Origin of the sequence: Rhizobium sp. N324, from assembly GCF_001664485.1 — a bacterium.
Taxonomy (GTDB): Bacteria; Pseudomonadota; Alphaproteobacteria; order Rhizobiales; family Rhizobiaceae; genus Rhizobium.
In genome coordinates, this window is the sequence record NZ_CP013634.1 from 397,662 (window position 1) to 424,297 (window position 26,636).

At 62.8% G+C, this 26,636-nt stretch carries 24 protein-coding genes; 14 read left to right on the forward strand and 10 right to left on the reverse strand.

The window, feature by feature from the left end; translation table 11 throughout:
• Positions 1-75 precede the first annotated feature (75 nt).
• A complete protein-coding gene (locus AMK05_RS29515) occupies positions 76-897 on the forward strand; it encodes an oxidoreductase (RefSeq protein WP_064843622.1) in 822 nt (273 codons plus the stop codon).
• Positions 898-1,015: 118 nt separating this feature from the next.
• Here the strand turns inward: AMK05_RS29515 and purU are convergent, their stop codons facing one another.
• The 7 genes from purU to AMK05_RS29550 form a co-directional block, all read right to left on the reverse strand.
• Positions 1,016-1,900 carry a formyltetrahydrofolate deformylase gene (purU, locus tag AMK05_RS29520; protein WP_064843623.1) on the reverse strand — a complete coding sequence of 295 codons (885 nt, stop codon included), beginning with the start codon at positions 1,898-1,900 and terminating at the stop codon, positions 1,016-1,018.
• 205 nt (positions 1,901-2,105) lie between these two features.
• Positions 2,106-3,413 (reverse strand): type III glutamate--ammonia ligase, encoded by a 1,308-nt coding sequence (gene glnT, locus AMK05_RS29525; RefSeq protein WP_064843624.1) that lies wholly within the window; start codon positions 3,411-3,413, stop codon positions 2,106-2,108.
• Between the two features lie 80 nt (positions 3,414-3,493).
• Positions 3,494-4,822 (reverse strand): FMN-binding glutamate synthase family protein, encoded by a 1,329-nt coding sequence (locus AMK05_RS29530; protein ID WP_064843625.1) that lies wholly within the window; start codon positions 4,820-4,822, stop codon positions 3,494-3,496.
• Positions 4,823-4,836: 14 nt separating this feature from the next.
• On the reverse strand, positions 4,837-5,523 hold the full coding sequence (locus AMK05_RS29535; protein WP_064843626.1) for a GXGXG domain-containing protein: 687 nt from the start codon (positions 5,521-5,523) through the stop codon (positions 4,837-4,839).
• 68 nt (positions 5,524-5,591) lie between these two features.
• The gene (locus AMK05_RS29540) at positions 5,592-6,497 is read right to left on the reverse strand and encodes a class II glutamine amidotransferase (RefSeq protein WP_064843628.1); all 906 of its coding nucleotides are present in this window, start codon (positions 6,495-6,497) and stop codon (positions 5,592-5,594) included.
• An 89-nt stretch (positions 6,498-6,586) separates the two neighbouring features.
• Complete coding sequence (locus AMK05_RS29545; protein ID WP_064843630.1) at positions 6,587-7,270, reverse strand: helix-turn-helix domain-containing protein; 684 nt, start codon at positions 7,268-7,270, stop codon at positions 6,587-6,589.
• A 71-nt stretch (positions 7,271-7,341) separates the two neighbouring features.
• Positions 7,342-8,301, reverse strand: coding sequence for a GlxA family transcriptional regulator (locus tag AMK05_RS29550; RefSeq protein ID WP_064843632.1), 960 nt, complete (start codon positions 8,299-8,301; stop codon positions 7,342-7,344).
• Positions 8,302-8,388: 87 nt separating this feature from the next.
• On the opposite strand from AMK05_RS29550, the gene AMK05_RS29555 reads away from it, so the two are divergent.
• From AMK05_RS29555 to AMK05_RS29570, 4 genes are read left to right on the forward strand one after another with little or no spacing between them, the layout of a single operon-like run.
• A complete protein-coding gene (locus tag AMK05_RS29555) occupies positions 8,389-9,639 on the forward strand; it encodes a sarcosine oxidase subunit beta family protein (RefSeq protein ID WP_064843633.1) in 1,251 nt (416 codons plus the stop codon).
• A gap of 12 nt (positions 9,640-9,651) precedes the next feature.
• On the forward strand, positions 9,652-9,933 hold the full coding sequence (locus AMK05_RS29560) for a sarcosine oxidase subunit delta (RefSeq protein ID WP_064843635.1): 282 nt from the start codon (positions 9,652-9,654) through the stop codon (positions 9,931-9,933).
• Positions 9,930-12,887 (forward strand): sarcosine oxidase subunit alpha family protein, encoded by a 2,958-nt coding sequence (locus AMK05_RS29565; RefSeq protein ID WP_064843637.1) that lies wholly within the window; start codon positions 9,930-9,932, stop codon positions 12,885-12,887. The genes AMK05_RS29560 and AMK05_RS29565 overlap by 4 nt, the downstream gene beginning before the upstream one ends.
• A complete protein-coding gene (locus AMK05_RS29570; RefSeq protein WP_064843639.1) occupies positions 12,880-13,425 on the forward strand; it encodes a sarcosine oxidase subunit gamma family protein in 546 nt (181 codons plus the stop codon). The genes AMK05_RS29565 and AMK05_RS29570 overlap by 8 nt, the downstream gene beginning before the upstream one ends.
• Before the next feature lie 50 nt (positions 13,426-13,475).
• On the opposite strand, the gene rtcR is transcribed toward AMK05_RS29570, so the two are convergent.
• Positions 13,476-15,083 (reverse strand): RNA repair transcriptional activator RtcR, encoded by a 1,608-nt coding sequence (gene rtcR, locus AMK05_RS29575; protein ID WP_064843642.1) that lies wholly within the window; start codon positions 15,081-15,083, stop codon positions 13,476-13,478.
• A gap of 209 nt (positions 15,084-15,292) precedes the next feature.
• Between rtcR and AMK05_RS29580 the strand changes: the two genes are divergently transcribed.
• A complete protein-coding gene (locus tag AMK05_RS29580; RefSeq protein WP_064843643.1) occupies positions 15,293-16,849 on the forward strand; it encodes a hypothetical protein in 1,557 nt (518 codons plus the stop codon).
• A 789-nt stretch (positions 16,850-17,638) separates the two neighbouring features.
• Positions 17,639-19,045 carry an RtcB family protein gene (locus tag AMK05_RS29585; protein ID WP_064843851.1) on the forward strand — a complete coding sequence of 469 codons (1,407 nt, stop codon included), beginning with the start codon at positions 17,639-17,641 and terminating at the stop codon, positions 19,043-19,045.
• Between the two features lie 75 nt (positions 19,046-19,120).
• Here AMK05_RS29585 and AMK05_RS29590 read toward each other — a convergent pair whose 3' ends face one another.
• On the reverse strand, positions 19,121-20,269 hold the full coding sequence (locus tag AMK05_RS29590; RefSeq protein ID WP_064843645.1) for a CpaF family protein: 1,149 nt from the start codon (positions 20,267-20,269) through the stop codon (positions 19,121-19,123).
• Positions 20,269-20,400, reverse strand: coding sequence for a hypothetical protein (locus tag AMK05_RS36030; RefSeq protein WP_003594894.1), 132 nt, complete (start codon positions 20,398-20,400; stop codon positions 20,269-20,271). Before AMK05_RS36030 ends, AMK05_RS29590 begins: the two co-directional genes overlap by 1 nt.
• A 509-nt stretch (positions 20,401-20,909) precedes the next feature.
• Between AMK05_RS36030 and AMK05_RS29595 the strand changes: the two genes are divergently transcribed.
• From AMK05_RS29595 to cpaB, 7 genes are read left to right on the forward strand one after another with little or no spacing between them, the layout of a single operon-like run.
• Complete coding sequence (locus tag AMK05_RS29595) at positions 20,910-21,113, forward strand: hypothetical protein (RefSeq protein ID WP_003563674.1); 204 nt, start codon at positions 20,910-20,912, stop codon at positions 21,111-21,113.
• Between the two features lie 14 nt (positions 21,114-21,127).
• Positions 21,128-21,691, forward strand: a complete 564-nt coding sequence (locus tag AMK05_RS29600) for an A24 family peptidase (RefSeq protein ID WP_064843647.1) — start codon at positions 21,128-21,130, stop codon at positions 21,689-21,691.
• Positions 21,692-21,696: 5 nt separating this feature from the next.
• Positions 21,697-22,494: a TadE/TadG family type IV pilus assembly protein gene (locus AMK05_RS29605; RefSeq protein WP_064843649.1), complete on the forward strand. Its 798-nt coding sequence runs from the start codon at positions 21,697-21,699 to the stop codon at positions 22,492-22,494.
• Positions 22,491-24,131, forward strand: a complete 1,641-nt coding sequence (locus AMK05_RS29610) for a Tad domain-containing protein (protein ID WP_064843651.1) — start codon at positions 22,491-22,493, stop codon at positions 24,129-24,131. The genes AMK05_RS29605 and AMK05_RS29610 overlap by 4 nt, the downstream gene beginning before the upstream one ends.
• Entirely contained in the window at positions 24,103-24,783 is a 681-nt protein-coding gene (locus AMK05_RS29615) for a TadE/TadG family type IV pilus assembly protein (protein ID WP_064843653.1), read from the forward strand. Before AMK05_RS29610 ends, AMK05_RS29615 begins: the two co-directional genes overlap by 29 nt.
• Positions 24,783-25,697: a hypothetical protein gene (locus AMK05_RS29620; protein ID WP_064843655.1), complete on the forward strand. Its 915-nt coding sequence runs from the start codon at positions 24,783-24,785 to the stop codon at positions 25,695-25,697. Before AMK05_RS29615 ends, AMK05_RS29620 begins: the two co-directional genes overlap by 1 nt.
• Entirely contained in the window at positions 25,694-26,632 is a 939-nt protein-coding gene (gene cpaB, locus AMK05_RS29625) for a Flp pilus assembly protein CpaB (protein WP_064843657.1), read from the forward strand. The genes AMK05_RS29620 and cpaB overlap by 4 nt, the downstream gene beginning before the upstream one ends.
• Positions 26,633-26,636 lie beyond the last annotated feature (4 nt).

The following is a 26,636-nucleotide window of genomic DNA, read 5'->3' on the forward strand; positions in this document are numbered from 1 at the left end:
GCGACGGGGTGAAAAGTTCCGACCTTCTATTGAAGCACGTCATCAACCACTCGCGCCAAAAGCCAAGGAGCATGCATGTCTACAAACAGAGTTGTCGTGATCACCGGAGCCTCCTCCGGAATAGGCGAGGCGTCAGCCCGCCTTCTCGCACAACACGGCTTCCAGGTTTTTGGGGGCGTACGCAACCCCAGCCGCGTTAACGCCATCCCCGGCGTGCGCTATGGAACTGTCGACGTGACCGATGACGCTTCGGTCTCCAATTTTGTACAATGGGTTTTGTCCGAGGCAGGCAAGATCGACATCCTGGTCAACAATGCCGGCGTTTCGCTGGTCGGCCCTGTCGAGAACACGTCGACTTCCGAAGCGCAAACGGTATTCGATGCCAATGTTTTCGGCCCTTTGCGGATGATCCGCGCTGCCTTGCCCTCCATGCGCGCCGCCCGCAGCGGGCTGATCATCAATATCAGCTCGGTCCTCGGCTTCCTGCCGGCACCGTTCATGGGAATATATGCCAGCAGCAAGCATGCGCTCGAAGGATTGTCGGAATCGCTGGATCATGAGGTTCGCGAGTTCAACGTGCGCGTCGTGCTGGTTGAGCCGACCTTCACCAACACCAAGCTCGATGTAAACGCGGCACAGACCGAGGCGCCCTTGGGAGCCTACGCAGCGCAGGCTGACGCGACCATCAAGGCGGTACAGGCCCAGATCAAAACCGCGCCATCGCCTGTAAAAGTCGCGGAGAAGATATTGGCGGCAATCAACGGCCCATACAAAATGCGTCAACCGGCCGGCGGCCAGGCGACGCTTCTAAGCCGGCTGCGCAGGTTTATGCCGGCGAGCGCGGTCGACAGCAGCCTGCGCAAGACGTTCGGCTTCGGAAAGCGTCCTGCGTCCTAAGTCTTGCCCAAACTTGCGGATGTCGTCGGCTCACCGGCCTAATTTAGCGTGAGAACCCCAGCGCGCGCCGAGCGACTGGCGGAACAGGCTTGTATAATTTCCGGCTGGCCGGCGGCGCTCAACCCATGCGTTCGGAGGCGTAGCTTCCGGGGCTTGCCGGGAAGACCACGGTTCTATTGCCGTTGATGAAGGTGCGGTGATGGATATGGGCGTGGATGGCGCGGGCCAGCACCTGGCTTTCGACGTCGCGGCCGATCGAGACATAGTCGTCGGGCGACTGGGCATGGGTGATGCGGGCCGTATCCTGCTCGATGATCGGGCCTTCGTCGAGATCGGCGGTGACGTAATGGGCGGTGGCGCCGATCAGTTTGACGCCGCGGCCATAGGCCTGCTTGTAGGGGTTGGCGCCCTTGAAGGACGGCAGGAAGGAATGGTGGATGTTGATGATCTTGCCCGACATCTTCTGGCACATCTCGTCCGACAGGATCTGCATGTAGCGGGCGAGCACGATCAGCTCGGTGCCGGTCTGCTCGGCCACCTCCATGATACGGGCTTCGGCCTGAACCTTGTTGGCCTTGGTGACCGGAATATGGTGGAAGGGGATGTCGTGATTGACGACGACCTTCTGGTAGTCGAAATGGTTGGAGACGACGCCGACGATGTCGATCGAAAGCGCCCCGATCTTCCAGCGGTAGAGCAGGTCGTTGAGACAATGGCCGAAGCGCGACACCATCAAGAGCACCTTCATGCGCTTTTCGCTGTCGTGAAACTCGTAATCCATTTCGAAAGGTGCGGCGACGGCGGCAAAATCGGCGCCGATCTCCGAGCCGGACAGACCCTCTTCCGAAATGAAGCTGACGCGCATGAAGAATTTGCCGGTATCGAGATCGTCGAACTGCGAGCTGTCGATGATGTTGCAGCCCTTCTCCGCCAGATAGCTCGAAATCGCCGCAACGATGCCGCGCGTCGATTTGCAGGAGACGGTGAGTACGACGTTTTTCATGCTGTCTCTTCCTTGGCCAGATCGGGTGCCCGGGGATGCGACGACGCCGAAGCCCGTCAGCCCCGGCGTGTCGGTGGTCATTTACTGCATATCGCCGGGAAGTGTGCAGCGGTTCTCGGATAACGACATGCACAAAAATAAACAGCTAAAGCGCGCCGCATGAATCAAGTGATGTGCAACGCGCTTTAGGAGATCGTTCGCCCGCTCAGATGTCGAGCGTGCTCATCCGCTCCCACTCGGTGAAGTGCGAGCAGTAGGCATTCCATTCCCGATGCTTGAGCTTGAGATAGGCGGCGGAAAATTCCGCTCCCATCGCCTGCTTCAGGCCCTCGTCGGCATCATAGGCGCGAAGCGCATCGAGAAGGTTGAGCGGCAGGCGCGGCGCGTCCTTCACCAGATGCCCCTCGGCATACATGTCGATATCGTAGTGCCGGCCGGGGTCTGCCTGGCTGCGGATGCCGTCAAGGCCGGCGGCGATGATGATCGCCTGCAGCAGGTAAGGATTGACCGCCCCATCCGGCAGGCGCAGCTCGAAACGTCCCGGCCCCGGCACGCGCACCATGTGGGTGCGGTTGTTGCCGGTCCAGGTCACGGTGTTCGGCGACCAGGTGGCGCCGGATGTGGTGCGCGGCGCATTGATGCGCTTGTAGGAATTGACCGTCGGATTGGTGACCGCGGCAAGAGCCGAGGCATGTTTCATGATGCCGCCGAGGAAGGTCTTGCCCTGCGCCGAAAGCCCGAAGGCCATTTCCTTGTCGGCGAAGGCGTTGACCTTGCCGTCGAGGTCCCAGACCGAAATATGGGCATGGCAGCCGTTTCCGGTCAGGCCCTTGAAGGGCTTTGGCATGAAGGTGGCGCGAAGCCCGTGCTTTTCGGCGACCGACTTGACCATGAATTTGAAGAAGGAGTGTTTGTCCGCCGTCTTCAGAACATCGTCGTATTCCCAGTTCATCTCGAACTGGCCGTTCGCATCCTCGTGGTCGTTCTGATAGGGCTTCCAGCCGAGTTCGAGCATATAATCGCAAATCTCGGCGATGACGTCGTAGCGGCGCATCACCGCCTGCTGATCGTAGCAAGGCTTCTCGGCGGTATCGAACTGATCCGAGATCACCGAACCATCGGCGGAGATTAGAAAGAATTCCGGCTCGACGCCGGTTTTGACCCTCAGCCCTTCTTTCGCAGCCTCAGCGACCAGTCTTTTCAGCAGTACGCGCGGCGCCTGTTCGACAGGCTGATCGTCCATGACGCAGTCGGCCGCGACCCATGCGACGTCTTTCTTCCAGGGCAGCTGGATGACGGAGGATGCATCGGGAACCGCGAACAGGTCGGGATGGGCGGGCGTCAGATCGAGCCAGGTGGCAAAGCCCGCAAAGCCCGCGCCATCCTTCTGCATCTCGGCGATGGCTTCGGCGGGGACCAGCTTGGCGCGTTGGCCGCCGAACAGGTCGGTATAGCTGATCATGAAATATTTGATGCCTTTGTCTCTGGCAAAAGCAGCAAGGTCCAGTGTCATTCTCGTTCCCCTTTGGATTTCTTGGAGACACCTTGGTTATGGATATGGAACGGCCGGGACGTTTGCCCGGCCGGTAGAAATCAAAAGCCCCCTTTGCCGGGGATCCAGTTGGTGCCGGCGAGCGGCACCTGCGCCATGGCCGAGGCCTCGATCGTCAGTGCGACCAGGTCTTCCGGCTCGAGGTTGTGCAGATGGTTCTTGCCGCAGGCACGCGCGATGGTCTGCGCCTCGAGCGTCATCACCTTCAGATAGTTGGCGAGACGGCGGCCGGCCGCGACCGGGTCGAGCCGCTTGGCGAGTTCCGGGTCCTGGGTGGTGATGCCGGCCGGATCCTTGCCTTCATGCCAATCGTCATAGGCACCGGCCGTCGTGCCGAGCTTCTGATATTCCTCTTCCCAGTGCGGATCGTTGTCGCCGATGGCGACGAGTGCCGCCGTGCCGATCGCCACCGCGTCGGCGCCGAGCGCCAGCGCCTTGGCAACATCGGCGCCGGAGCGGATGCCGCCCGACACGATGAGTTGCACCTTGCGGTGCATGCCGAGATCCTGCAGCGCCTGAACCGCCGGGCGAATGCAGGCGAGCGTCGGCATGCCGACATTCTCGATGAAGACGTCCTGGGTCGCCGCCGTGCCGCCCTGCATGCCGTCGAGCACGACGACGTCGGCACCGGCCTTCACGGCAAGGGCGGTGTCGTAATAGGGACGCGCGCCGCCGACCTTGACGTAGATCGGCTTTTCCCAATCGGTGATCTCGCGCAGCTCCATGATCTTGATTTCAAGATCGTCGGGGCCGGTCCAATCCGGATGGCGGCAGGCCGAGCGCTGGTCGATGCCCTTCGGCAGGTTGCGCATATTGGCGACGCGGTCGGAGATCTTCTGGCCGAGCAGCATGCCGCCGCCGCCGGGCTTGGCGCCCTGGCCAACCACGACTTCGATCGCATCGGCGCGGCGCAAATCCTTGGGATTCATGCCGTAGCGCGACGGCAGGTATTGATAGACCAGCGTCTGCGAGTGGCCGCGCTCCTCATCGGTCATGCCGCCGTCGCCCGTTGTGGTCGAGGTGCCTGCGATCGTCGCGCCGCGGCCGAGCGCTTCCTTGGCATTGCCGGACAGCGCGCCGAAGCTCATGCCGGCAATAGTGATCGGCGTCTTCAACGTGATCGGCTTCTTGGCGAAACGCGAGCCGAGCACCACCGTCGTGTCGCACTTTTCGCGATAGCCCTCGAGCGGATAGCGCGAGATCGAGGCGCCAAGAAACAAGAGATCGTCGAAATGCGGAACCTTGCGCTTGGTGCCGGCACCGCGGATGTCATAGATGCCGGTCGCCGCCGCGCGGCGGATTTCGGCGAGCGTATAGTCGTCGAAGGTCGCGGACTTGCGGGGCGGGGTATAGGGGTTTTGATAGCTCATGGATGTCCCTCGCCTCAATACGCGTCGGCGTTGTCGATGTTGAAATTGTAGAGCTTGCGGGCCGAGCCGTAGCGCTTGAACTCCTCGGGCCTGACGCCGGTGACGCCCGCGCGCTCGAGCAGTTCGGCAAGCTTGTCCAGATGCTCCCGCCGCATCTCTTTCTCGATGCAGTCGGCGCCGAGGCTCTTGACCGCGCCGCGGACGAACAGCTTGGCTTCGTAGAGCGAATCCCCCAGCGCATCGCCGGCGTCGCCGAGCACGACGAGATGGCCGGACTGGCCCATGAAGGCCGACATGTGGCCGATGCTGCCATGCACGACGATGTCGATGCCCTTCATCGAAATGCCGCAGCGCGAGGCCGCATTGCCCTTGATGACGAGCAGGCCGCCTTGGCCGGTGGCGCCGGCATACTGGCTGGCGTCGCCCTCGATGACGACGGTGCCGGACATCATGTTTTCGGCAACGCCCGGACCGGCGGACCCATGAACCGTGACCCTGCCGCCGTCATTCATGCCGGCGCAGTAATAACCGACCGATCCTCTGACGGCGACCGTGACGGGGCTGTCGATACCGACGGCGACGGCATGGCTGCCGCGCGGATTGATGACCTCGAATTCAGTGTCGTTGGCGCCTTGGGAAAGGGCGTGCAGCGCGCTGTTCAATTCGCGAAGAGGGGTGTTGGAAAGATCGAATGTCGGCATTGAATCCTCGTTGGAATCCTCGGTTGTCTGGGAGGTGGTGTCAGCCGCCTCCTGCTGTCAGGCGTCCCTCAGGCGGCCTTGTCGTGATCCCAGAAGTAAACGGTCGCCGGCTCCGGCTCCCAGACACGGGCATTCTCGATGCCGGGAAGATTGACCAGCGCGCGGTATTCCGAGCCGAAGGCGACGTACTGGTCAGTCTCGGCCATGACGGCGGGCTTGCAGGCGATCGGGTCGCGCACCACGCCGAAGCCGGACTTGGTGCCGACGACGAAGGTGAAGAAGCCGTCGAGATCATCGAGCGCGCCGGTCAGCGCCTGGCCGAGATCCTTGCCCTTGGCCATTTCGGCCGTGAGATAGGCGGCGGCGACTTCGGAATCGTTCTGCGTTTCGAAGGTCATGCCTTCGCGCACCAGTTCGCGGCGCAGATTGTTGTGGTTGGACAGCGAGCCGTTGTGCACGAGGCACTGGTCGGCCCCGGTCGAGAACGGATGGGCGCCGAGCGTGGTGACGGCGGATTCCGTCGCCATGCGGGTATGGCCGATGCCGTGGGTGCCGCTCATGGCGCGGACGTCGAACCGCTTCACGACGTCTTTCGGAAGGCCGATTTCCTTGTAGATCTCGACGCTTTCGCCCGAGCCCATCAGGCGGACCGCCGGGCGGATTTCTTCGAGCGCCTTGCGCACGCTTGCAAGCTTGGAGGCATCAAGCTCGATGATTGCGTGCGTGCTCTTGATCGATACCTCGGCTCTGATGCCGGCCTTCTCCAGGTCGCCGGCGAGACCTTCGAAGTCGACGCCGGGGTTGGCGGACTGGATGGTGATCTTCGCCCTGCCCTCGGCAGAGCCGCCATAGATCGCGATGCCGGCCGAATCCGGTCCGCGATCCGTCATGGTGATCAGCATATCCGAGAGCAGATTTCCCAGCTGGGGTTCAAGGCTCTTGTCCTTGAGGAACAGTCCAACAATGCCGCACATAGCCCGTGCCTCCGTTCATGTTGAGAAAGGACTAGCAGGTCTATGTCAGGACATCAACTGGGAGGAATAAAATTTTCTTTTAAGGCAAGTCAGCCCCGAGAGTTCTGCTGGGGATAACTGATGATCGAGAGGTACTTGCTCGGCAGCTTCACCAATTGCTCCGGCCCATGCGGCGCATCGGCGTCGAAGAACAGGCTATCACCCGGCTGCATCTGGAAAAGCTGATCGCCGTGGCGATAGACCACCTCGCCTTCGAGCATATAGAGAAACTCCATGCCCTCATGCTGAAAGGTCGGGAAGACATCGGAATCGGCCGTCAGGGTGATGAGATAGGGCTCGACGATGACGCCGCTGGTATTGTTGTCGATATGGCCGAGCAGATTATATTGGTGGCCGGCGCGCGTGCCGCGCCGTTCGAGCTCGATGCCCTGCCCCGCCTTGACGAAGACGGCGTTGTGCGGTTCTTCATAGCGGCGGAAGAACGCGGTCATCGGCACGCCGAGCGCCCGCGACAGCGATTGCAGCGTCGTCAGCGACGGCGAAATGTTGCCGTTCTCGATCTTCGACAGCATGCCGAGCGAAATGCCGGTCGCGGCCGCCAGATCGGTGACGGTGATGCCGAGTTTCTTGCGGTAGGCGCGCACCTCATGGCCGATCGCCATTTCGAGGTTGTTTTCCTTCGGTTCCCGAACGGCGTGCGGATCCTGGGAAAAGGGAGCGCGTTCGCCATGCGCCTGTTCCGCTTGCTTCGCCGCTTCAAGCTTGGATTTCATGCTGCCGCCTTCGCTTTTTGTCCGAAGCCAACCCTATCGTCATAGTGAAATTTTCTCAACCGGGAGGAAAACTATTCCCGCCGTGCCTCGCGCGGAGCGATGCCGTAGGCGGCGCGGAACATCCGGGAAAAGTGGCTGAGACTGGAAAAGCCGGTGGCAACCGCGATCTCCGAGACGGAAAGCGGGCTCTGCTTCAGCAGGCGATGGGCATGCTGCAGCCTGATCCTGTGGTATTGATCGAGGAAGGTGGTTCCGAGATGGGCCGCAAAGAGCCGGTCGAGATGGCGGGTGGTGACGCCGGCGATGCGCGCCATGGCGGCGCGGCCGAGCGGCATCTCGATCGTCTCCTCCATCCGTTCGAGAACGTTGAGCAGCCCCGGGTGGTGGACGCCGTAGCGTTCGGCGAGCGAGGCGCGCTGGGGTGCGGCGGGCTCGTTGACCTCTGTGTGAAGATACCAGTCGCTGACGCGGCGGGCGAAATCCGGTCCCATGCGCTCGGCGATCAGCACATGCATCATGTCGAGCGCCGAGATGCCGCCGCCGCAGGTGATCCTGCTGCCGTCGATCATGAAGCGCGCCTGACGCGGCGTGAGATCCGGGAAGGCTTCGAGAAGGGCGGCGGCATACTCCCAGTGGATGGTAAAGTCGCGACCCTCCAGCAGTCCGGCCGCAGCCATCAGATAGGGACCGCCCGAAATGCCGCCGATCCTCACACCTTCGCGCGACAGCTGCCTGAGGCAGCCAAGCACGCCGGGATAACGCCACTCGCGCGGCAAGCCGCCGGCGCAGACGAAGGCCGTGCCAAGCCCCGAACCCCGGGCCGGAAGAGGTTCGGCGGGCACGATGACGCCCGAGGAGGAGAGTGCCGGCGCGCCATCCGGCGAAAAGATCGACAGGCGATAGATTTCGCGCCCGGCCAGAAGATTTGCCGCCCTGAGCGGCTCGGTCGCCGAGGCATAGGACATCAGCGCAAATCCCGGGATCAGGATGAAGCCGATCTCCTGGACATTTTTGCTATCGGAGGAGGACATGTCCCTTTTCTAATCATTCATGTCCCCATTATGCAAGTTGATCCCGGTCTTTCTGGCATCATGCGGTCGTTCTATTCGGATTGACCCATGCGCTATTCCGCTCTTTCGATTTTTCTCAACGGCCTTCGCGGCAACAAAGACTGGGCGCCCGCCTGGCGTGACCCGGCGCCGAAGCCGCATTACGATGTCATCATCGTCGGCGGCGGCGGGCACGGCCTTGCCACCGCCTATTATCTCGCCAAGGAATTCGGCATCACCAATGTCGCCGTCCTCGAAAAGGGCTATCTCGGCTCCGGCAATATCGGCAGGAACACGACGATCATCCGGTCGAACTACCTGCTTCCCGGCAACAATCCCTTCTACGAGCTGTCGATGAAGCTTTGGGAGGGGCTGGAGCAGGACTTCAACTTCAACGCCATGGTCTCGCAGCGCGGCGTGCTCAACCTCTTTCATTCCGACGCGCAGCGCGATGCCTATACGCGCCGCGGCAACGCCATGCGGCTGCACGGCGTCGACGCCGAGCTTCTCGACCGGCAGGCGGTGCGCACAAAACTGCCCTTCCTCGATTTCGACAATGCGCGTTTCCCGGTAATGGGCGCCCTGTTCCAGCCGCGGGGCGGCACGGTGCGCCATGATGCGGTCGCCTGGGGTTATGCGCGCGGCGCCGACAGCCGCGGCGTCGACATCATCACCCAATGCGAGGTGACCGGAATCCGCCGCGAAAACGGTCAGGTGACCGGCGTCGAGACCAGCAGGGGCTTCATCGGCTGCGGCAAGCTGGCGCTGGCAGCCGCCGGCAATTCCACCGTCGTCGCCGATATGGCCGGCCTCCGCCTGCCGATCGAAAGCCATGTGCTGCAGGCCTTCGTTTCCGAGGGGCTGAAGCCTTTCATCGACAATGTCGTCACCTTCGGCGCCGGACATTTCTACGTCTCCCAGTCCGACAAGGGCGGCCTCGTCTTCGGCGGCGATATCGACGGATATAATTCCTATGCCCAGCGCGGCAATCTGGCGACCGTCGAGCATGTCGCCGAAGCCGGCGTGGCAATGATCCCTTCGCTGTCGCGGGTACGTTTCCTGCGTTCCTGGGGCGGGGTGATGGATATGAGCATGGACGGCTCGCCGATCATCGACCGCACCCATATCGGCAATCTCTATCTCAACGCCGGCTGGTGTTACGGCGGCTTCAAGGCGACGCCCGCCTCCGGCTTCTGCTACGCCCATCTGATCGCCCGCAACACGCCGCATCAGACGGCCCGCGCCTTCCGGCTCGACCGTTTTGCCCGCGGCTATCCGATCGACGAAAAGGGCGTCGGCGCCCAGCCCAATCTGCACTGAGGACATTTGACGATGGCGAGCCTGATTTCCTGTCCCCATTGCGGCGCCCGGCCGAAGGAGGAATTCTCGATCCGCGGCGATGCCGGCCTTGTCAGGCCGGCGCCGGATGCCGGCGCGGATGCCTGGTTCGACTATGTCTATCTGCGTGACAATCCGCGCGGCCGTCACAGCGAATACTGGCACCATTCGTCCGGATGCCGCCGCTGGCTGATCGTCGAGCGCGATACCGTCACTCATGCGGTCCACGGCGTCAGGGATGCCGCGCTTGCGAAGCTCGGCGGAGAACCGGCATGACCAGCTTCCGTCTTTCCGCCGGCGGCCGCATCGACCGCGCCACGACACTCGGCTTCACCTTCGACGGCAAGGCGCTGGAAGGTCATCCGGGCGATACGCTCGCCTCGGCGCTGCTTGCCAATGGCGTCCAGCTCGTCGGCCGCAGTTTCAAATATCACCGCCCGCGCGGCATCCTGACGGCAGGGGCCGCCGAACCGAACGCGCTGGTGACGGCCGGCAGCGGCGGGCGCACCGAACCGAATACGCGCGCGACGATGATCGAGCTCCACGACGGGCTGGCGGCAAAGAGCCAGAACCGCTGGCCTTCGCTTGGCTTCGATGTCGGCGCGGTCAACGGCCTGCTCTCGCCCTTCCTCAGCGCCGGTTTCTACTACAAGACCTTCATGTGGCCGGCGGCGCTGTGGGAAAAGCTCTACGAACCGGTGATCCGCAAGGCGGCGGGCCTCGGCAGAGCCTCCTACGAGGCCGATCCCGATACCTATGAAAAACGCTGGGCGCATTGCGATCTGCTGGTGATCGGCGCCGGCCCTGCCGGCCTTGCCGCAGCACTCACCGCCGGCCGCGCCGGTGCGCGTGTCATCCTTGCCGACGAAGGCCCCGAATTCGGCGGCAGCCTGCTGTCCGAGAGCGGCACGATCGGGGGCAAGCCGGCGGACGCGCTTCTCGGCGAGCTGCTGGCGGAACTCGAGGGGCTGGAAAATGTGCGCCGCCTGCCGCGCATGACCGTCTTCGGCTGGTACGACGACAATGTTTTCGGCGCCGTCGAACGTGTGCAGAAACATGTGGCGCTGCCCGATCCGGACCGCCCGGTCGAACGCTTGTGGCGCATCGTCGCCCGCCAGGCGATCCTGGCGACTGGGGCCGAAGAGCGGCCGCTCGTCTTCGGCGGCAACGATATTCCCGGCGTGATGATGGCGGGCGCCATGCGCAGCTATCTCAACCGGCAGGCGGTGGCGCCAGGCAAAAGCACTGTCGTCTTCACCACCAACGATTCTGGTTACCGCACCGCCGCCGATTTGGAAGCCGCCGGTCTTCAGGTCGCTGCGATTGTCGACAGCCGCGCCGATGCGGGCAAGGGCTGGCAGGGCCGCGCCGAGGTGTTGAAGGGCGCCCGGGTGATCGATGCCGAAGGCGGCAAGCGCCTCACCGGCGTCAGCGTCGAAACCACGGCCGGCATCCGCCGCATCGAAGCCGATGCGCTTGCCATGTCGGGCGGCTGGAGCCCGATTATTCATCTTGCCTGCCATCGCGGCGGCAAGCCGCGATGGTCGGACGAAGCTTCGGCGTTTCTGGCGCCGGCCGCGCAAGACGGCCTTGCCGTTGCCGGCTCGGCTGCCGGCCTTGAGGAAATCGCGGCCTGCCTCGGCGATGGTGCTGCAAAGGCGACCGCCGCCCTGAAGACGATCGGTTTCGCAGCCGCGGAACCGGCCTTTGCTGCTGCGCCGGAAGCGGTTCGAGGCTCAAAGCCGCTCTGGTCCGTCAAGGGCTCGAAGGGCAAGGCTTTCGTCGATTATCAGAACGACGTGCATCTCAAGGATCTCGGCCTCGCGGTGCGCGAAGGCTACGGCCATGTCGAGCTTGCCAAGCGTTATACCACCAGCGGCATGGCGACCGACCAGGGCAAGCTTTCCAATATCAACGCCATCGGCATCCTGGCCGAAGCGCGCGGCGTGTCGCCGGCTGAGGTGGGAACAACGACCTTCCGGCCCTTCTATACGCCGGTCTCCTTCGGCGCTCTGACCGGGTCATCGCGCGGCAAAGATTTCCAGCCGGCGCGCAAATCGCCGCTGCACGGCTGGGCTGAGAAGAACGGCGCCGTCTTCGTCGAAACCGGCCTCTGGTACCGTTCTTCCTGGTTCCCGCGCGCCGGTGAAACGACGTGGCGCGACAGCGTCGACCGCGAAGTTCTGAATATCCGCAAAAATGCCGGCCTCTGCGACGTCTCGACCCTCGGCAAGATCGAAATATCAGGCAAGGATGCCGCGACCTTCCTCGACCGGGTCTATTGCAACGGCTTCGCCAAGCTTGCCGTCGGCAAGGCCCGTTACGGCATCATGCTGCGTGAGGACGGCTTCATCTATGACGACGGCACCACCAGCCGCTTCAGTGACGAGCATTTCTTCATGACGACGACGACGGCGCTTGCCGCCGGCGTGCTGACCCATCTCGAATTCTGCGCCCAGACGCTGTGGCCGGAACTCGACGTCTGCTTCGCCTCCTCGACCGATCAATGGGCGCAGATGGCCATTGCCGGGCCGAAATCCCGCGCCATCCTTTCCGAGATCGTCGACGAGGATATCTCCGATGCTGCCTTCCCCTTCATGAGCGCCCGCAAGGTGTCCCTATTCGCAGGCCGTCTCGAAGGCCGGCTCTTCCGCATCTCCTTCTCCGGCGAACTCGCCTACGAATTGGCCGTGCCGGCCGGCTACGGCGAGAGCGTTGCCGATGCGATCATGGCCGCCGGGGAAAAACACGGCATCTGCGCCTACGGCGCCGAAGCGCTCGGCGTGCTGCGCATCGAAAAGGGCCACGTCACCCATGCCGAGATCAACGGCACGGTCACCCCGGGCGATCTCGGCTTCGGCCGCATGGTGTCATCGACCAAGCCGGATTTCATCGGCAAGGCGATGCTTGCCCGCCAGGGCCTGCAGGATCCCGAGCGGCCGCGCCTCGTCGGCGTCAGGCCGCTCAACCCGGCAAGCGGCTTCCGCACCGGCTCGCATATCCTTGCCGAAGGCGCTGCGGCGACGCTCGAAAACGACCAGGGCTACGTCACCTCAAGCGCCTTTTCGCCGACGCTCGGCCATAAGATCGGTCTGGCGCTCGTCCGGCGCGGGCCGGAGCGCATCGGTGAGAAGGTGACGGTCTGGAACGGGCTGCACAATGAATACACCGATGCGGTGCTCTGCCATCCCGTCTTCATCGATCCCGAAAACGAGAAGCTCCATGCCTGATCTTCCCCAGCACAGACCGGTTCTGGCCGGCGCTAGATATAACGGCATGTCAGGGTCCGGCCTCCGGCTGGAAGCCCTGCCGGAAGGCCATCTGCTGCACGTGCTCGGCGCGATCGAACCGGCGGCACTGGCCGCCGAACTGGTCAAAGCCGGCCTCGCGAACAGTTCGATCCGCAAGGCCGGCTTCCGCCAATGGTTCGTCGCCGGCGACGCGCCGCTTTCTCCCGCCGGTCTCCAAGCCCTAGCGGCAGCGCTTGCCGGAAAAGCCTTCGTCATGGACCAGAGCCACGGCCGCGTCCGCATCGGCGTTTCCGGCCGCGCCTCGCGGCTGCTGCTGTCAAAAGGCACCGCCATCGATCTCGATCCCGCCGTCCTTGCCGAAGGCAACTCGGCGATGACGATGGTCGGCCATATCTCCGTTCAGATCGTCCGCACCGGCGACGACAGTTTCGAACTCACGGTCCTGCGCAGTTTTGCCGAAAGTCTGTGGGACGAACTCAGGCATATGGCGGCGAGTGCCGAAAAGGATAGCGCGTAAAGGCTATCCTTGCCGTCAACCGATTGGCGGTCGCGCTCAGCACATAGCCCTTATCCCGATTTCTTGATGTCCTCGAATCTGAGACTGAAGCGCGCGAGATATTTACTCAGGCGATCGGCGTCGTTGCTGCTCTTTTTCTCCAGTCGCGACATCGCAAACAGGGCTCTGCCCGCAGCACTTGCCGTGGCGTGTTGACGGCAAGTGTGAAGAACGGTGGCAAGCTGGGCTGCGTCAAAACGATCGAGGTTGGCAGCAGTCTCTGCACCCAGCATTTCTTCAATGATCAGGTCCACCCGGCCGTCGTCACTCGAGCTGCGCCAAAACGCATTCAGCCGTCGGACTTCGTCATCAACGACGTCAGTCGTGATGCGCCCGTGCGGCGCGAGGGTCGCCATGCGGGTCACCGAAGCCGACAGGTCGCGAAAATTGGCACTCCAGACGGCTTGCGGGCCGGTTGCGAAAGTAAGATAGCATTCGCGTGCTTCCTTGTTGAACGTAACATTTTCGCCTTCTCGTTCCAGATAGCGCCGGAGCTCGAAGTCGAGATTGGGCTCTATGTCCTCCTTGCGCTCGCGCAGGGCCGGCAGCTGGAACGTCCAGAGGTTCAGGCGGGCATAGAGATCTTCGCGGAACCTGCCTTTGCGGACATCCTCGCCAAGATCGCGATTGGTGCCGGCAAGCAGCTGAAAGTCCGCGGACGCCTCCCGGTCAGCGCCCACAGGCAGGAACTTCTTTTCCTCGATCGCGCGCAGGCACATGGCCTGTTCGTCGAGGCCGAGTTCGCCAATCTCGTCGAGGAACAGCACGCCTTTGTCGGCGGATTTGAGCAAGCCGGCACGCTCGCCGGCAGCGCCGGTAAAGGCGCCTTTCACATGGCCGAATAGGGTGGACATGGCCTGGTCGCCGCGCAGGGTCGCGCAGTTGACCTCGATGAACGGACCGCTGACCTTGCGCTGGCTCTTCTTCAGCTCGTAGATCCTGCGGGCGAGTTGCGATTTGCCGGCACCGGTCGGCCCCGTCAGGAGAACGGGCGCGGTCGAGCGGATCACCACCCTTTCGATCTCGTCGATCATTCTGTTGAAGGCGGTGCTGCGGGTCGAAATCCCCGACTTCAGGAAGGAGGCGGCGTCTTCGCGCTCGGAGGCGAAGCGCTTGGCGATTTCGTCATAACGGGACAGGTCGAGGTCGATGATCCGATGCGTGCCGGCGAAATCCTGCTCCGGCTCCCGGTCGCGCGGCGGCGAAAGCTGCAATAACTGGCCGGGAATGATGCGGGCTTCGGTCAGCAGGAACCAGCAGATCTGCGCCACATGGGTGCCGGTGGTGATGTTGACGAGATAGTCTTCCGTTTCGGGGTCGAAGTTGTAGTTGCGGGCAAAGTCCCTGAGTTGCGTGTAGACCTCCGAGAAATCCCAGGGATCCCGAAAGTTGATGACATTGCTCCGCACCTCCGTTGCCGGCGCCACAGTTCCGATGTCGGCAACGATACGGTGACAGAGAGCTTGCGAGTGGTTGTCGTGGATCAGCTCCAGCCGGTCGATGAACAGGCCCGGCTGCTGGCAGAGCGCGACATTCGGCCGCCAGCGGCTCCAGCGATTTTCCCATTTCCCCGCATCCAGGGTGGTTCCCAATATGCTGATGGCGACACGGCGCTTCATGACTTATCCAAAATTATAAACCAATATAGTTTGCGATAATATAATCGGGATAACGATTTTCGCAATTCATGATTGCGCCAGAAGGTCGTAAAAATTTAGTGTTCAAAAACAAATGGATAAAAGAAAATTGCAAATGGGACGTGTTCCTTTCTCCAAACTGGCACGCGTCTTGAATTGTATCTGGCACGAACCAAACAACAGGTGCTGTCATGGTCAACAAGGCAATCTTCAAAACCTACCTCGGGAAGCTGCTTCCGGGACCGGATACAAAAAATCATGAAGCGGCCCCGGCCTACCGGCTGACGCCGCGCGAGGCGCTGGCGCAATATGCTGTGACCGGTACCTTCAACGGCACCTTCTATGCTGAAGGCGCTGAGCAGCTTGACGCGGTAAAGACGCTTGCCCTTGAGGTCGAGCCGGAATTTCTCGCCAAGGTCGCTGTTTACGCCGCTGAAAAAGGTCACATGAAGGACATGCCGGTGACGCTGCTTGCCATGCTCTCCAGTCTTCAGAGCGATGCCTTCGCCCGCGCATTCCCGCGGGTGGTGAAGAGCGGCAAGATGCTGCGCGGCTTCGTGCAGGTCATGCGCTCCGGCGCCACGGGTCGGAAGTCGCTCGGCACGCGCCCGAAAAAGGTGGTGCAGGCGTGGCTCGAACGGGCCAGCACCGAGCAGATCCTGCGTGCAATGGTCGGAAACGATCCCTCGCTCGCCGACGTCATCCGCATGGTGCATCCGAAGCCGGCGACGGAGGAGCGCAAGGCGCTTTATGCCTGGGCGATCGGCAAGCCGCACGACTACGCGGCACTGCCGGAGCTGGTCAAGGCATTGGAAGCGTTCCGGCGTGACCAGACGCTGCCAGTGCCGGATGTGCCGTTCCAGATGCTGACCTCGCTGCCGCTGACGCGGGAGCATTGGGTCGAGATCGCCCGCAAGGGCGGCTGGCAGATGGTGCGGCAGAACCTCAACACCTTTGCACGCAACGGCGTGTTCGCGGTCGAGGGTTTTGCCGAGGCGCTGGCGGCGCGGCTTGCCGATCCGGAGGAAATCCGCAAGGCAAAGGTCTTCCCCTATCAGTTGATGATGGCGTGGAAGATGGTCGATGGCCAAGTTCCGGATATCGTGCGGAATGCGCTTCAGGACGCGATGGATATCGCCATCGCCAATGTGCCGTCCCTGACGGGCAATGTGGTGCTCTGCCCCGACGTGTCGGGTTCCATGGGCTCGCCCGTGACCGGCTACCGGAAGGGCGCGACGTCCTCGGTTCGTTGCATCGACGTCGCCGGTCTGATGACCGCGGCGTTCCTGCAGCGCAACCCGAAGGCGCGGGTGCTGCCGTTCGAGAATGACGTGGTGCGCGTCAGCCTCAACAAGCGGGATTCGGTGATGACCAATGCCGGTAAGCTGGCGAAAATCGGTGGCGGCGGAACCAACTGCTCCGCACCTCTGAGGATGCTGGCAAACGAGAAGGCGAAGGTCGATCTCGTGGTGTTCATCTCGGACAATGAGTCCTGGGTGGATGCGCGCGGCAGCGGCCAGCCGACGGCGGTGATGGCGGAATGGGCCAGGATCAAGCGGGTCAACCCGGCTGCAAAGCTGGTCTGCCTCGACATCCAGCCCCACGCCACGACGCAGGCGCCGACCCGGGAAGACGTGCTCAACATCGGTGGCTTCTCGGATGCCGTCTATGGGGTGATCACGGCTTTTGCGGCCAATAGCAAAGGAGCGGATGGCTGGGTGAAAGCCATCGAGGCAATCGAGCTCTGACGGGCTCGCAGGAAGCAATACCCCCGCGTCGCCGTGAACGGCGCGGGGAGACGTGACGAATGCCGGATGAAACTACAGATCGTTAATCTCCTGGTCGCGGGTTCGAATCCCGTCGGGTCCTCCCAGTTCACGGACCCGTAGCTCAGCGGATAGAGCAGGCTGTTTCACCACACCTCGTCGTCACGGACGAATGGAATGACATGGCGAATGCATGGGGGACTACATCTGTGTCGCGAGTTCGAACCTCGCCAGGCCTGGTCCTGTAGCTCAGTTGGTAGAGCAAGCTGTTTCCCGACACTTGTCGCCATGACGAAGATTGCAGCGGCGAATGCCGGACGGAACTACAGCCTCCAAAGTTGGATGGTCTGGCAGGTTCGACTCCTCCTGGGCATACGCTCTCTGGCACGAGCGGGGCCATCCGGTTTCGTCCACCCTCGTCGCCGCTGCAAGCTCCTGCCACGCAGGAACGGACTACCCCGGCGAATGCCGGCAGGACTACAGGGAAAGAGCGGCCCCTCGGATTTCCGGTGGGCAGGTCGGGTGTTCAAATCATCCCGTGTTTCCGAAAGGAGCACGTAGCTCAGTAAATTGTCCTGTCAGATCTCGTCGTCGGGATGATGAAGAAAGCCTGGGCGAATGCCGCCGGTGACTACAGGGGTCGCATCGCGCCATGATCATGGAATGCGTGCGGCGAGATAGATCTCCGGCAATGCTCGTCGCCCAGGCGGTATGAAGAGACGCAACTGAACAAGAAGGACTGCAGACGCAGAAAAGACAATGATAGCGGTGATGAGCGGACAGGATTTGATCGATGCCGGCATGAGCCAGGGGAAGTGGTTTCGCCCGGCTCTCGACGCGGCCAACGCGGTTTTGAGCAAGGGTGGCTCGGTGACCGATGCGCTGGAGGCGGCAAGGGGCTTCCAGCCCGGGCCGACGCTCGCCTTGAGGGCCGATAACGATATCGAGATCTATTCCAATATTCGCGCCGAGAACGCCTTCGAGCAGGACAATGTCGAGAAGGTCAACGCGACGATGCGGGCGCTGGTGCGCACGCCGGTTGTCCGTTCCGCGGCGATCATGCCGGACGCCTGCCCGGCGGGTCCGGTCGGAACGATCCCGGTCGGCGGCGTGGTGGCATCCGAAGCGATCCATCCCGGCATGCATTCGGCCGATATCTGCTGCTCCATGGCGATTTCGATCTTTCCTGGCGTGGATCCGAAATCGCTGTTGGACGCCGTGCACGCCGTGACGCATTTCGGTCCCGGCGGCCGGCCCCGCGGCGCGCAGCTGAAGCCTTCCGAAGCGACGCTTTCGGCCTTCGAGCAGAATCCCTATCTGCGCGATGGTGTGCTGAGCGCTGGCATCGAGCATTTCGCCACCCAGGGCGACGGCAATCATTTCGCCTATGTCGGAACGATGAAGTCGACCGGTGAAACCGCCCTTGTGACCCACCACGGATCGCGAGCGCCGGGCGCACGTCTCTACGATAGGGGCATGAAGGTCGCCAACCAGTTTCGGGAGCGCATTTCGCCCGAGACGCATCGGGAAAATGCCTGGATTCCGGCGGATACCGAGGAAGGTGACTTTTACTGGTCGGCGCTGCAGACGATCCGCCAGTGGACGAAAGAGAACCACTATGTCCTTCACGACCTGGCGGCGGAAAAACTCTCGGCCAAGGTCGCGGACCGCTTCTGGAACGAGCATAATTTCGTCTTCCGGAAGTCGGACGGGCTGTTCTACCACGGAAAGGGTGCTACCCCTGCCTTCGACAACTGGGCGCATGACGCGACCGATCTGACCATCATTCCGCTCAATATGGCGGAACCGATCCTGATCGTCCGCGGCTCGAACGCTGCCCATGGCCTCGGCTTCTCGCCGCATGGCGCTGGCCGCAACTTTTCGCGCAGCGCGCATATGAGGCAGCTGTCTGCGGAGTACGGTGCGAATTCGCGAGGTCTGAGCCCGAACAACATCGCGGCTATTCTGGAGAAGGAAACAAGCGGTCGCGACGCGCGGTTCTTCTCTGGTTTCGCCGATGTGTCGGAACTGCCGAGCGCCTACAAGAGTGCTGCGAATGTGCGGGCGCAGATCGAGCATTACGGTCTCGCCGAAGTGGTCGACGAGGTGATCCCCTACGGGAGCATCATGGCCGGCGACTGGCAGCAGAATGCGCCCTGGCGTAAAAAGCGCCGGTAAACACCGGGGGAAGGCAACCAGGCTTGCCTTCCCTTCCCTCGAAGGCACCAGATTCTCAGCGTCTGCCGACAGCTTTCAAGCCGTTTCCCGCGTGGCGGCTTCGGCCTTCATCCATTCCGCGCGCTCTGCACCTTGCAGCTCTTCCACTGCGTCGGCGGCGAAAGTCGGCACGACCCCGGTCCACAGCAGGGCGCCGTCGGAGTTGGAATGGCCGTCGCCTTCGAGCTTGTAAATGCTTTCGACGATGTACTGGCCGTCATTGTTGAGACCCTTGATCTCGGAAATCTCGATCACCCGGCGTCGGCCGGTGCGTTTGAAGCGGGCGATCTGCACGACGACGTCGACCGCCGAGGCGATCTGGGCGCGCAGCGGCCGCAGCGGCATGTCGATATCCGACATCAGCGCCAGCGTTTCCAGCCGGTGCAGGGCGTCGTAGGGCGTGTTCGCATGCACCGTCGACAGGCTGCCGCTGTGGCCCGAGGTCATCGCCTGGATCATGTCGAGCGCCTCGCCGCCGCGGCACTCGCCGACGATGATGCGGTCGGGGCGCATGCGCAGCGACGAGCGGAACAGGTCGCGGATGCTGGCGCCGCCGCGGCCGAAACGGTCGGGCTTGGTCACTTCGAGATAGACGACATGCTCCTTGCGGATCTGCAGTTCCGACGTGTCCTCGATGACGATGATGCGCTCGTGGTCGGCAAAGGCTTCCGACAGCGCGTTCAGCATGGTCGTCTTGCCGGTGCCGGTGCCGCCGGAGATGATGACGTTCTTCTGCAGCCCGACGGCCGCCTGCAGCAGCGTCAGCGACTGCTCGGTCAGGCTGCCCTGGGTGACGAGATCGCGGATGCTGCGATGTTCTTTCAAAAAACGGCGGATGGAGATGCAGAGCCCGGTGCGGGCGGCCGGCGGCTGGATCATCTGCACGCGCGAACCATCCGGCAGGCGCGCCTCGACGCTCGGCTCCTCCGGCGTCAGCCGCTTGCCGGAGAATTGCGCGATGCTGCGCGCGGCCGATTCCAGGTCCTCGCGGCTGGCGAACCGCGTATCGGCGCGTTCGAGCTTGCCGCGCCGTTCGACGAAGATGTCGGATGTGCCGTTGATCAGGATTTCGGAAACGCTCGGATCCTCGAGCAGGAAGCGGATCGGGCCCAAGAGCTTGTCCAGCGCCCGGGTCAGGACCTGGAAGGTCGCCTGTTCGGCGGCGTCGTCGGAAACGGCCTTCATCAGAGCGGCATCCCCACCAGAACCGTGCTCATGCCGAACAATGTCGCCATCATCTGAACCGCGGTCGGAAAGAACATCATCAGCGGAATGAGGACCAGTGCAAGTATCAAAATGCTGCTCATCGTTTCCATGGTTTTCTCTCCGGAACGACTGAAGGGCCAAGCCCAATCTGTCGGATAAGCTTAATCCAGATCGCCAAGCAACGCCATGGTCGCGTCCCCGCGCGGACGGCGGTTCTCGTGCTTCTGCTCCATCTATTCTATCACCTTGAAAGAATTGACCAATTATGGGGCAGTGAACGGCAGCTCGCAATGCCGGCGAAAAACGCGTTCCAAAGGGTAAAACTATAGCAGGTTCAGGCGGTTAGTTTGGAATTTCAGCCGTCAACTGCGTTTCATCATGAGACGCCTCCAAGACAATTGGAACCCTCCGTTCCGTTTGCTTGACGGAGGGCTGGCCTTGGGCGCACTCTTGGGTCTTAATGGTGTTGCTCAACAAGCGTTGGCCGCCGGGGAAGAAAAGCTGAAGCAGAACATATCATTGGAACGAGCAACGTGCTGGTTCGGATCGATACCGTATGCTTGGTAATCTTCTCTCAGGTCTTCGATCCGAAACAAACCTAGGAACGAGGAATACGCAGATGTTTGGAAAACTCAAGACTCTCGCAATTGCACTTCACCAGGACGAACGCGGCGACATGGCCCAGATCGTCCTTGCCGTCGCCCTGATCGTCATTCCGCTGATGCTGCTCCTGCTCGCATTCGGCAAACAGATCGGCGAATGGTTCAACGAAAAGAACACGGCGCTCTCGGATGCCGAGAGAATTCCCGAGCCGGGTCAATAAGCGGGTCCCGTGTCATGGATATGACCTACGATCTGACCCTGATGCCTGCAGCGGCGGCTCTTGCCGTCGCTTGCGCCACGACCGCGGCGGTGCTCGATCACCGCCAGGGTCACATCCCGAACGCCGTGACCTATCCCTGCCTGCTTGCCGGTTTCATGCTGGCGGCAGTCAACGGGGGTCTGGCAGGGATCGGCCTTGCCTTTGCCGGCCTCGTTGCGGCCGGCATGATCTTCATCATCGCCTTCGCAGCCGGCAGCTGCGGCGGCGGCGATGTCAAGCTGATGGCGGCGCTCGGCGCCATTCTCGGCCTCTGGCCCGCCATCGACGTGACGCTCGCATCGCTGATGGTCGGCGGCGTGATCGCCCTCTTCTCGATGGGCCGGCGTGTTCAGTGGAGCGTGCTGGCCAGGAACGTCGGACTGTTCGCTTTGCTCCTGCCTGCCGGTTTTCGCGATGCCGCCTCGGTGCTGAAGCCGCGCGAAACCCATCATACCGTCCGCTTCGGCGTTGCCGCCGCTCTCGGACTTTTCTGGTGCCTGTTCATGCCCGATTTCACCCCTCTTTCACTCGTGAGGTAACGGCAATGCGCGCTGAACTCGAACGCCCCCTCTTCGACGGTGCCTTCTGGAGTTCGATCCTGCACTCGCGGACCTTCTGGATCCCCGAGGATCACGGCGCGCTCTTCGGCACCTTTGCGATCGCGATGATCTTGCTTGCCTCGATGCTGCTCCTGCCGCGGCTTTCTGCCCGCCGGCGCCGGATATCGGAGCTGCATGGCGATATCTCCGGCAGCACGACGATGATGGATTTCGTGCTCGTCACGCCGGTCTTCGTCTTCTTCATGTTCGTGGTCTTTCAATTCGCGATCCTGGCGAAAAACCACCTCTTCACCCATTATGCCGCCTATGCGGCGGCCCGCAGCGCCCGCGTCTATTTCTGCCCGGCCCTGCCGATCACCATTCGCAGCTTCATCGACGCCAAGACCTGCGATGACGATGCCGCCCCGGGGAAAGCCGACCTTGCCGCCCGCCTGGCGCTGATCCCGGCCGCCCCCTACGACCAGCTGAAATGCGTCGGCGCCTGCCAGCCGCCGGAAGAGGCGCTGAAGAGCCTTGCCGACGCTTCGGGCCTTTCGAAGAACTGGCGGGCGATGCGCAACCAGGCCCGCTACATGTTCGACCCGCAAAACGTCACGGTCACCGTCGACCGCGCGCCGATGGCGCTCTATGCCGCCATCAACCGCTCGCCGCATGTACCGGTAACCGCCACAGTCGAAGCGCGTTTCCTGCTGCTCGAATATGCCGGCTGGGTCTTTGCCCGCGGCCAGAGGAAAGACGGCCGCTACTACACGATCTCGAAGGCGGAGGTGAACCTGCTATGACACCGACCCTCATCAAGCGCCTGCACCGCGACGAGCGCGGCTTCCTGTCGCCGATCATTCTCTACATGACAATCGCGCTCGCGCTGATGATCGTCTGGATCCTGAATACGGGACAGATGATCTACGACAAGCAGCGCACCCAGGACACGGCCGACGCCGCCGCTCTCGTCCATGCCGATTGGGAAGCCCGCTATCTCAACATCATGGCGATGAACAACGTCGCCTCCTCGCAGGCCACCGTCGTCATGGCGACCTCGGTCGCCTTCCAGCTCACCACGGCGGAACTGGCCCTGCGCTCGACCGCCATTCTGGCGAAACTCGCCGAGTACTCCTTCACCGAGGGCTTCGGCCCGGCGTCCCTGCTGCCGCCGATGCCGCCGATGCCCTATTGCCCGGGCTGGCAGAAGGTTCCGATCGTCGGCGGCATCATCTACGGCGCCTGCCTGGCGTTCCAGGGGTTCCGGGCGACGGAAGCCACCATTGCCATTGCCTACACGGTAAAAGCACAGATCGATTATGATCCCTGGGGGCTCATCGTAAAATCCAGCGACATCATCGACGGCATGAACGATCTCAACGACTACCTTGTCGAGAGCTTTCCGCAGCGCGTCGGCAACGAAGCCCTGCATCTGGTGCGCATGAACAAGTCGGACCATGTCGTCTTCCATCCGCCATGCGACTCCTGCAACGACGCCGGCGAGGGTGCAGGCGGCAACCTGCCGGTCGATCGCGATGGCATTAATCCCGCTGCGGCCTATGCTGAAATGTGCCTGGCGATGAGCCGGGGCACCGAGGGACAGGATCCGTTCCTGATGCGCGGCGAGTTCGCCAATCGCGGCTTCCCCAACGGCAAGGGTCCGTTGACCGCCGGCGGCGTCGACGGCAGCCATATCCGCGACTTCGTCAACCACGAAAGCGGCATCGACGATGCGCTGGTGAACTTCTACATCTTCTATGAAGCCTTCGGCCCGGCCTATCTGAGCAAGATCCCGTTCAAGGCGATCATCGAGCAATATGCCGATCTGAGCTGGTGGGAGGAACTCACGCTCGATGCCAGCTTCTTCGTTGCAGAGGAGTTCTTCGGTCTCGAATTCGGCGTCGTGAACCCCTTCCAGCTGCCGATCGACGTGCCGCCGCGCTATTCCGATAAGCAGACGAAGGACGAGAATGATTTCACCCGCAAGTTCGACATGATCTGGAACCAGGTCTGCGGCCCGGCCGGCGGTGCGATCTCGGTGGCAGGTGCTCCCCTGCCTGTGATCTCCTTCCCCAAGCCCTACTGGCTGAAAGGGCGCATACCTTTCAACTTCACGCCCTTCGGCGGCGAGCAGCTCGACGATTACCAGACGCTGGCGATCGTTTCCCGCGCGCCGCGCGCCAGGCTGCAGATCCGCATCTTCAAGGACAAGACGCCCTCCGCCTATGCGCTCGCGCAGAGCTGGGTCCACAACTACACGGCCTTCGACCTCTATACGCAGGACTGGCTCGCATCGCTGGCGCCTGCCACGCTCGCCGACAATACCGGCGAGGTTTCGAACACCATCAAGCAGAGCCCGGCCGCCGACAGTTTCACCGGCCTGACCCGCGTCTTCGACCAGGGAGGAGCCAATGCCTGGGCTGCCGTCAACACACATTGAGACGACCGGCGGCGCGCCGGCCGGCGGCCTGATGATGCGGCTGCATCGCGACCGCCGCGGCCTGGCCTCGATCGAATTCGTGCTCGCCGCACCGGTTATCCTGCTGATCGTGATCTTCATGATCCACGCCAACAGGATCTCCACCAAGAAGGTCGGCACCATGCTGGCGATGCGCAACGCCGCCTTCGCCGAGGCGAACGGGCTGGACTGCACCTCCGATTTCTCGAATGTCTTCCCGATCCCGGCCTTGCCGGCGCTGCCCGGGCGCGATGCCATGAGCTGCTCGCGCACGCCCTCGCACGAAGGCGGCGGCGAGCCGCAGCGCACCTTCGTCTGGGACGACGTGCAGAACACGCTGAAGAGCGACGGCCGCGATTTCGGCGACATGGTCGGCGATCTCGCCAATGAAAAGCCGCAGTTGGTCACCGCGACAGCCGACCGGGTCTACAAGTTCAGGGATTCCGACGATTTCGACACGATCAGGAGCCTCCGCTGGAAGGACGCCTTCACGGTGGACGATGCGACGCTGTTTGCCTCGCACAACAACGACACCACGCGCCGCGGCTACGATCCGACGCTGCGACGGGAAATCCGCGATGTGGCCGACGATTCCGGCGATCTGTTCGACGGCGTCTTTCCGGGAGCGAAGTGATGAGGCAAAGCGCGCGTATCTCCTTTCATTTTCTCGGCGTGGCGCTCGTCATCGGGTTTTGCGCCGTGGCCGCCACACCAGGCCGCGCCGAGGTCTACAAGGATTTCCGGGCGACGCTGAATTCGATGCTGGCCGGCATTCTCGGCGCGCCGGAGCGGGCACCGCGCGATCTCGTCATCAACGGCCAGCCGCTCGAATTCACGCCCTACCAGAGCGATCGCAGCATCTCCGACATCACCGACGAATGGCTGCGGGTGCTGGCCGTCAATACCAGGCCGGCCCTGCCGAAGAGCAACGACAGCCGGGAACTGACCGCCGTCATCGCCGCCAACATGCTGATCGTCCCGAAGGTCAGCCGCATCCGCGACGATCTTGCCGTCGTCGTCCGCTTCTTCGACGGCGACGGCGAGGCCGCGCTCGATTATCTCAAGAAACAGGACCCGGCAAATCCCTCGGCGAGAGCGCCGATCCCCGGCGTCTCGATCATGATCCGCCGGCCCGCCGATGCGCCGGTGACCGAGGTGCTGATGAGCCGCTTCGAGGACGTGGCGTCGTCGCTGCCGGCCTTCGCAGCACCCGCCGATGCCGGCAAGCTACCGCAGTCGCTGCGCCCACCCGCCGGCGTCGAGGTGCTGAGCGATATCGGCGACCGCGACAAGGGCCATACCTCACGCACGGTCGTCTCCAAAGGCTCGCTGTCGGCAGTGCGCTGGGCCGATGCGCGCGCCGAGCTTCTCGCCCGTGACGGCTTCACCATCGAGACGCAACCGGCAGAACGCGGCGGGGTCACCGCCCTGTATGGCCGGCGCGGCAGCGTCGAGGCCAATGTTCTCTACGTCAGAAGCAGAACCGACGGCCGGACCGTCGAGGTCATTCAAATCAGGCAACCCTTCGTCGAAGGAATAACACCATGAACTGGAAGCTTATTGCGGCCGTCATCGTCGGGCTGATCACCGGTGTTCTGCTCTACTTCTGGACCGAGAGCGTCAAGAACGAGCAGACGGCCTATGCCTTCATGCGGCTCCAGCCCGACAGGAAAGTGACGCGCGGTCAGGCGATCACGCCTGATATGCTTGCCGAACCGGTGATGCTGCCGGAAAGCTTCGGACCGCTCGCCAAGCTCGCGGTGCCTGCGGCGGGCGCCTACCGGGAATGGCTGAAGGACAGGACGGCCGCCGCCGACATTCCGGCCGGCTCGGTGCTGCTCTTCCAGTATTTCGACGACAATGACGGCGGACGCCTGACGACGATGATCGCGCCCGGCAAACGGGCGCTCACCCTGCCCGTCAACGCCGCCGCCGCCGTCGGCCATTTCGTCGAGCCCGGCAGCTATGTCGATATCATCGGCACCGTCGATGAGCCGGTCGAACCGGTGGCGCCGGCGGCCGCAGCTCAGCCCGGAACCCCTGGTCAGCCTGCTGCCGTGCCCGGTCAGGCGCCCGCCGTGGCTGGGCAGCCGCAGGCGCCGGCCCAGCCGGCCTCGCCGGTCGAGCAGATGCTGAAGAACTATCTCACCCAATATCCGGGCGCCGACGAGAATGACGTCAACGCCTACCGCAAGCAGGCGCAGGATTATAAACTCGGCATCAGCTCGCGCACCCGCGTCGTCACCCGCACCTTCCTGCAGAACGTCAAAGTGCTGGCCGTCGGCGCGGCGACGACGGCCGAGGGCGCCATCACCAAAGCCAACAGCACCTACAATAATGTGACCGTCGAGGTGACGCCGTCGGAGGCCGAAATGCTGATTTTTGCGCTCGGCCAGTCGAACGGCAGCCTGAACATGGTGCTGCGCAATCCGGCCGACAACAGCGTCGAGGAACTGCCGAGCATCAACTGGACGCGCATGTGAGCGT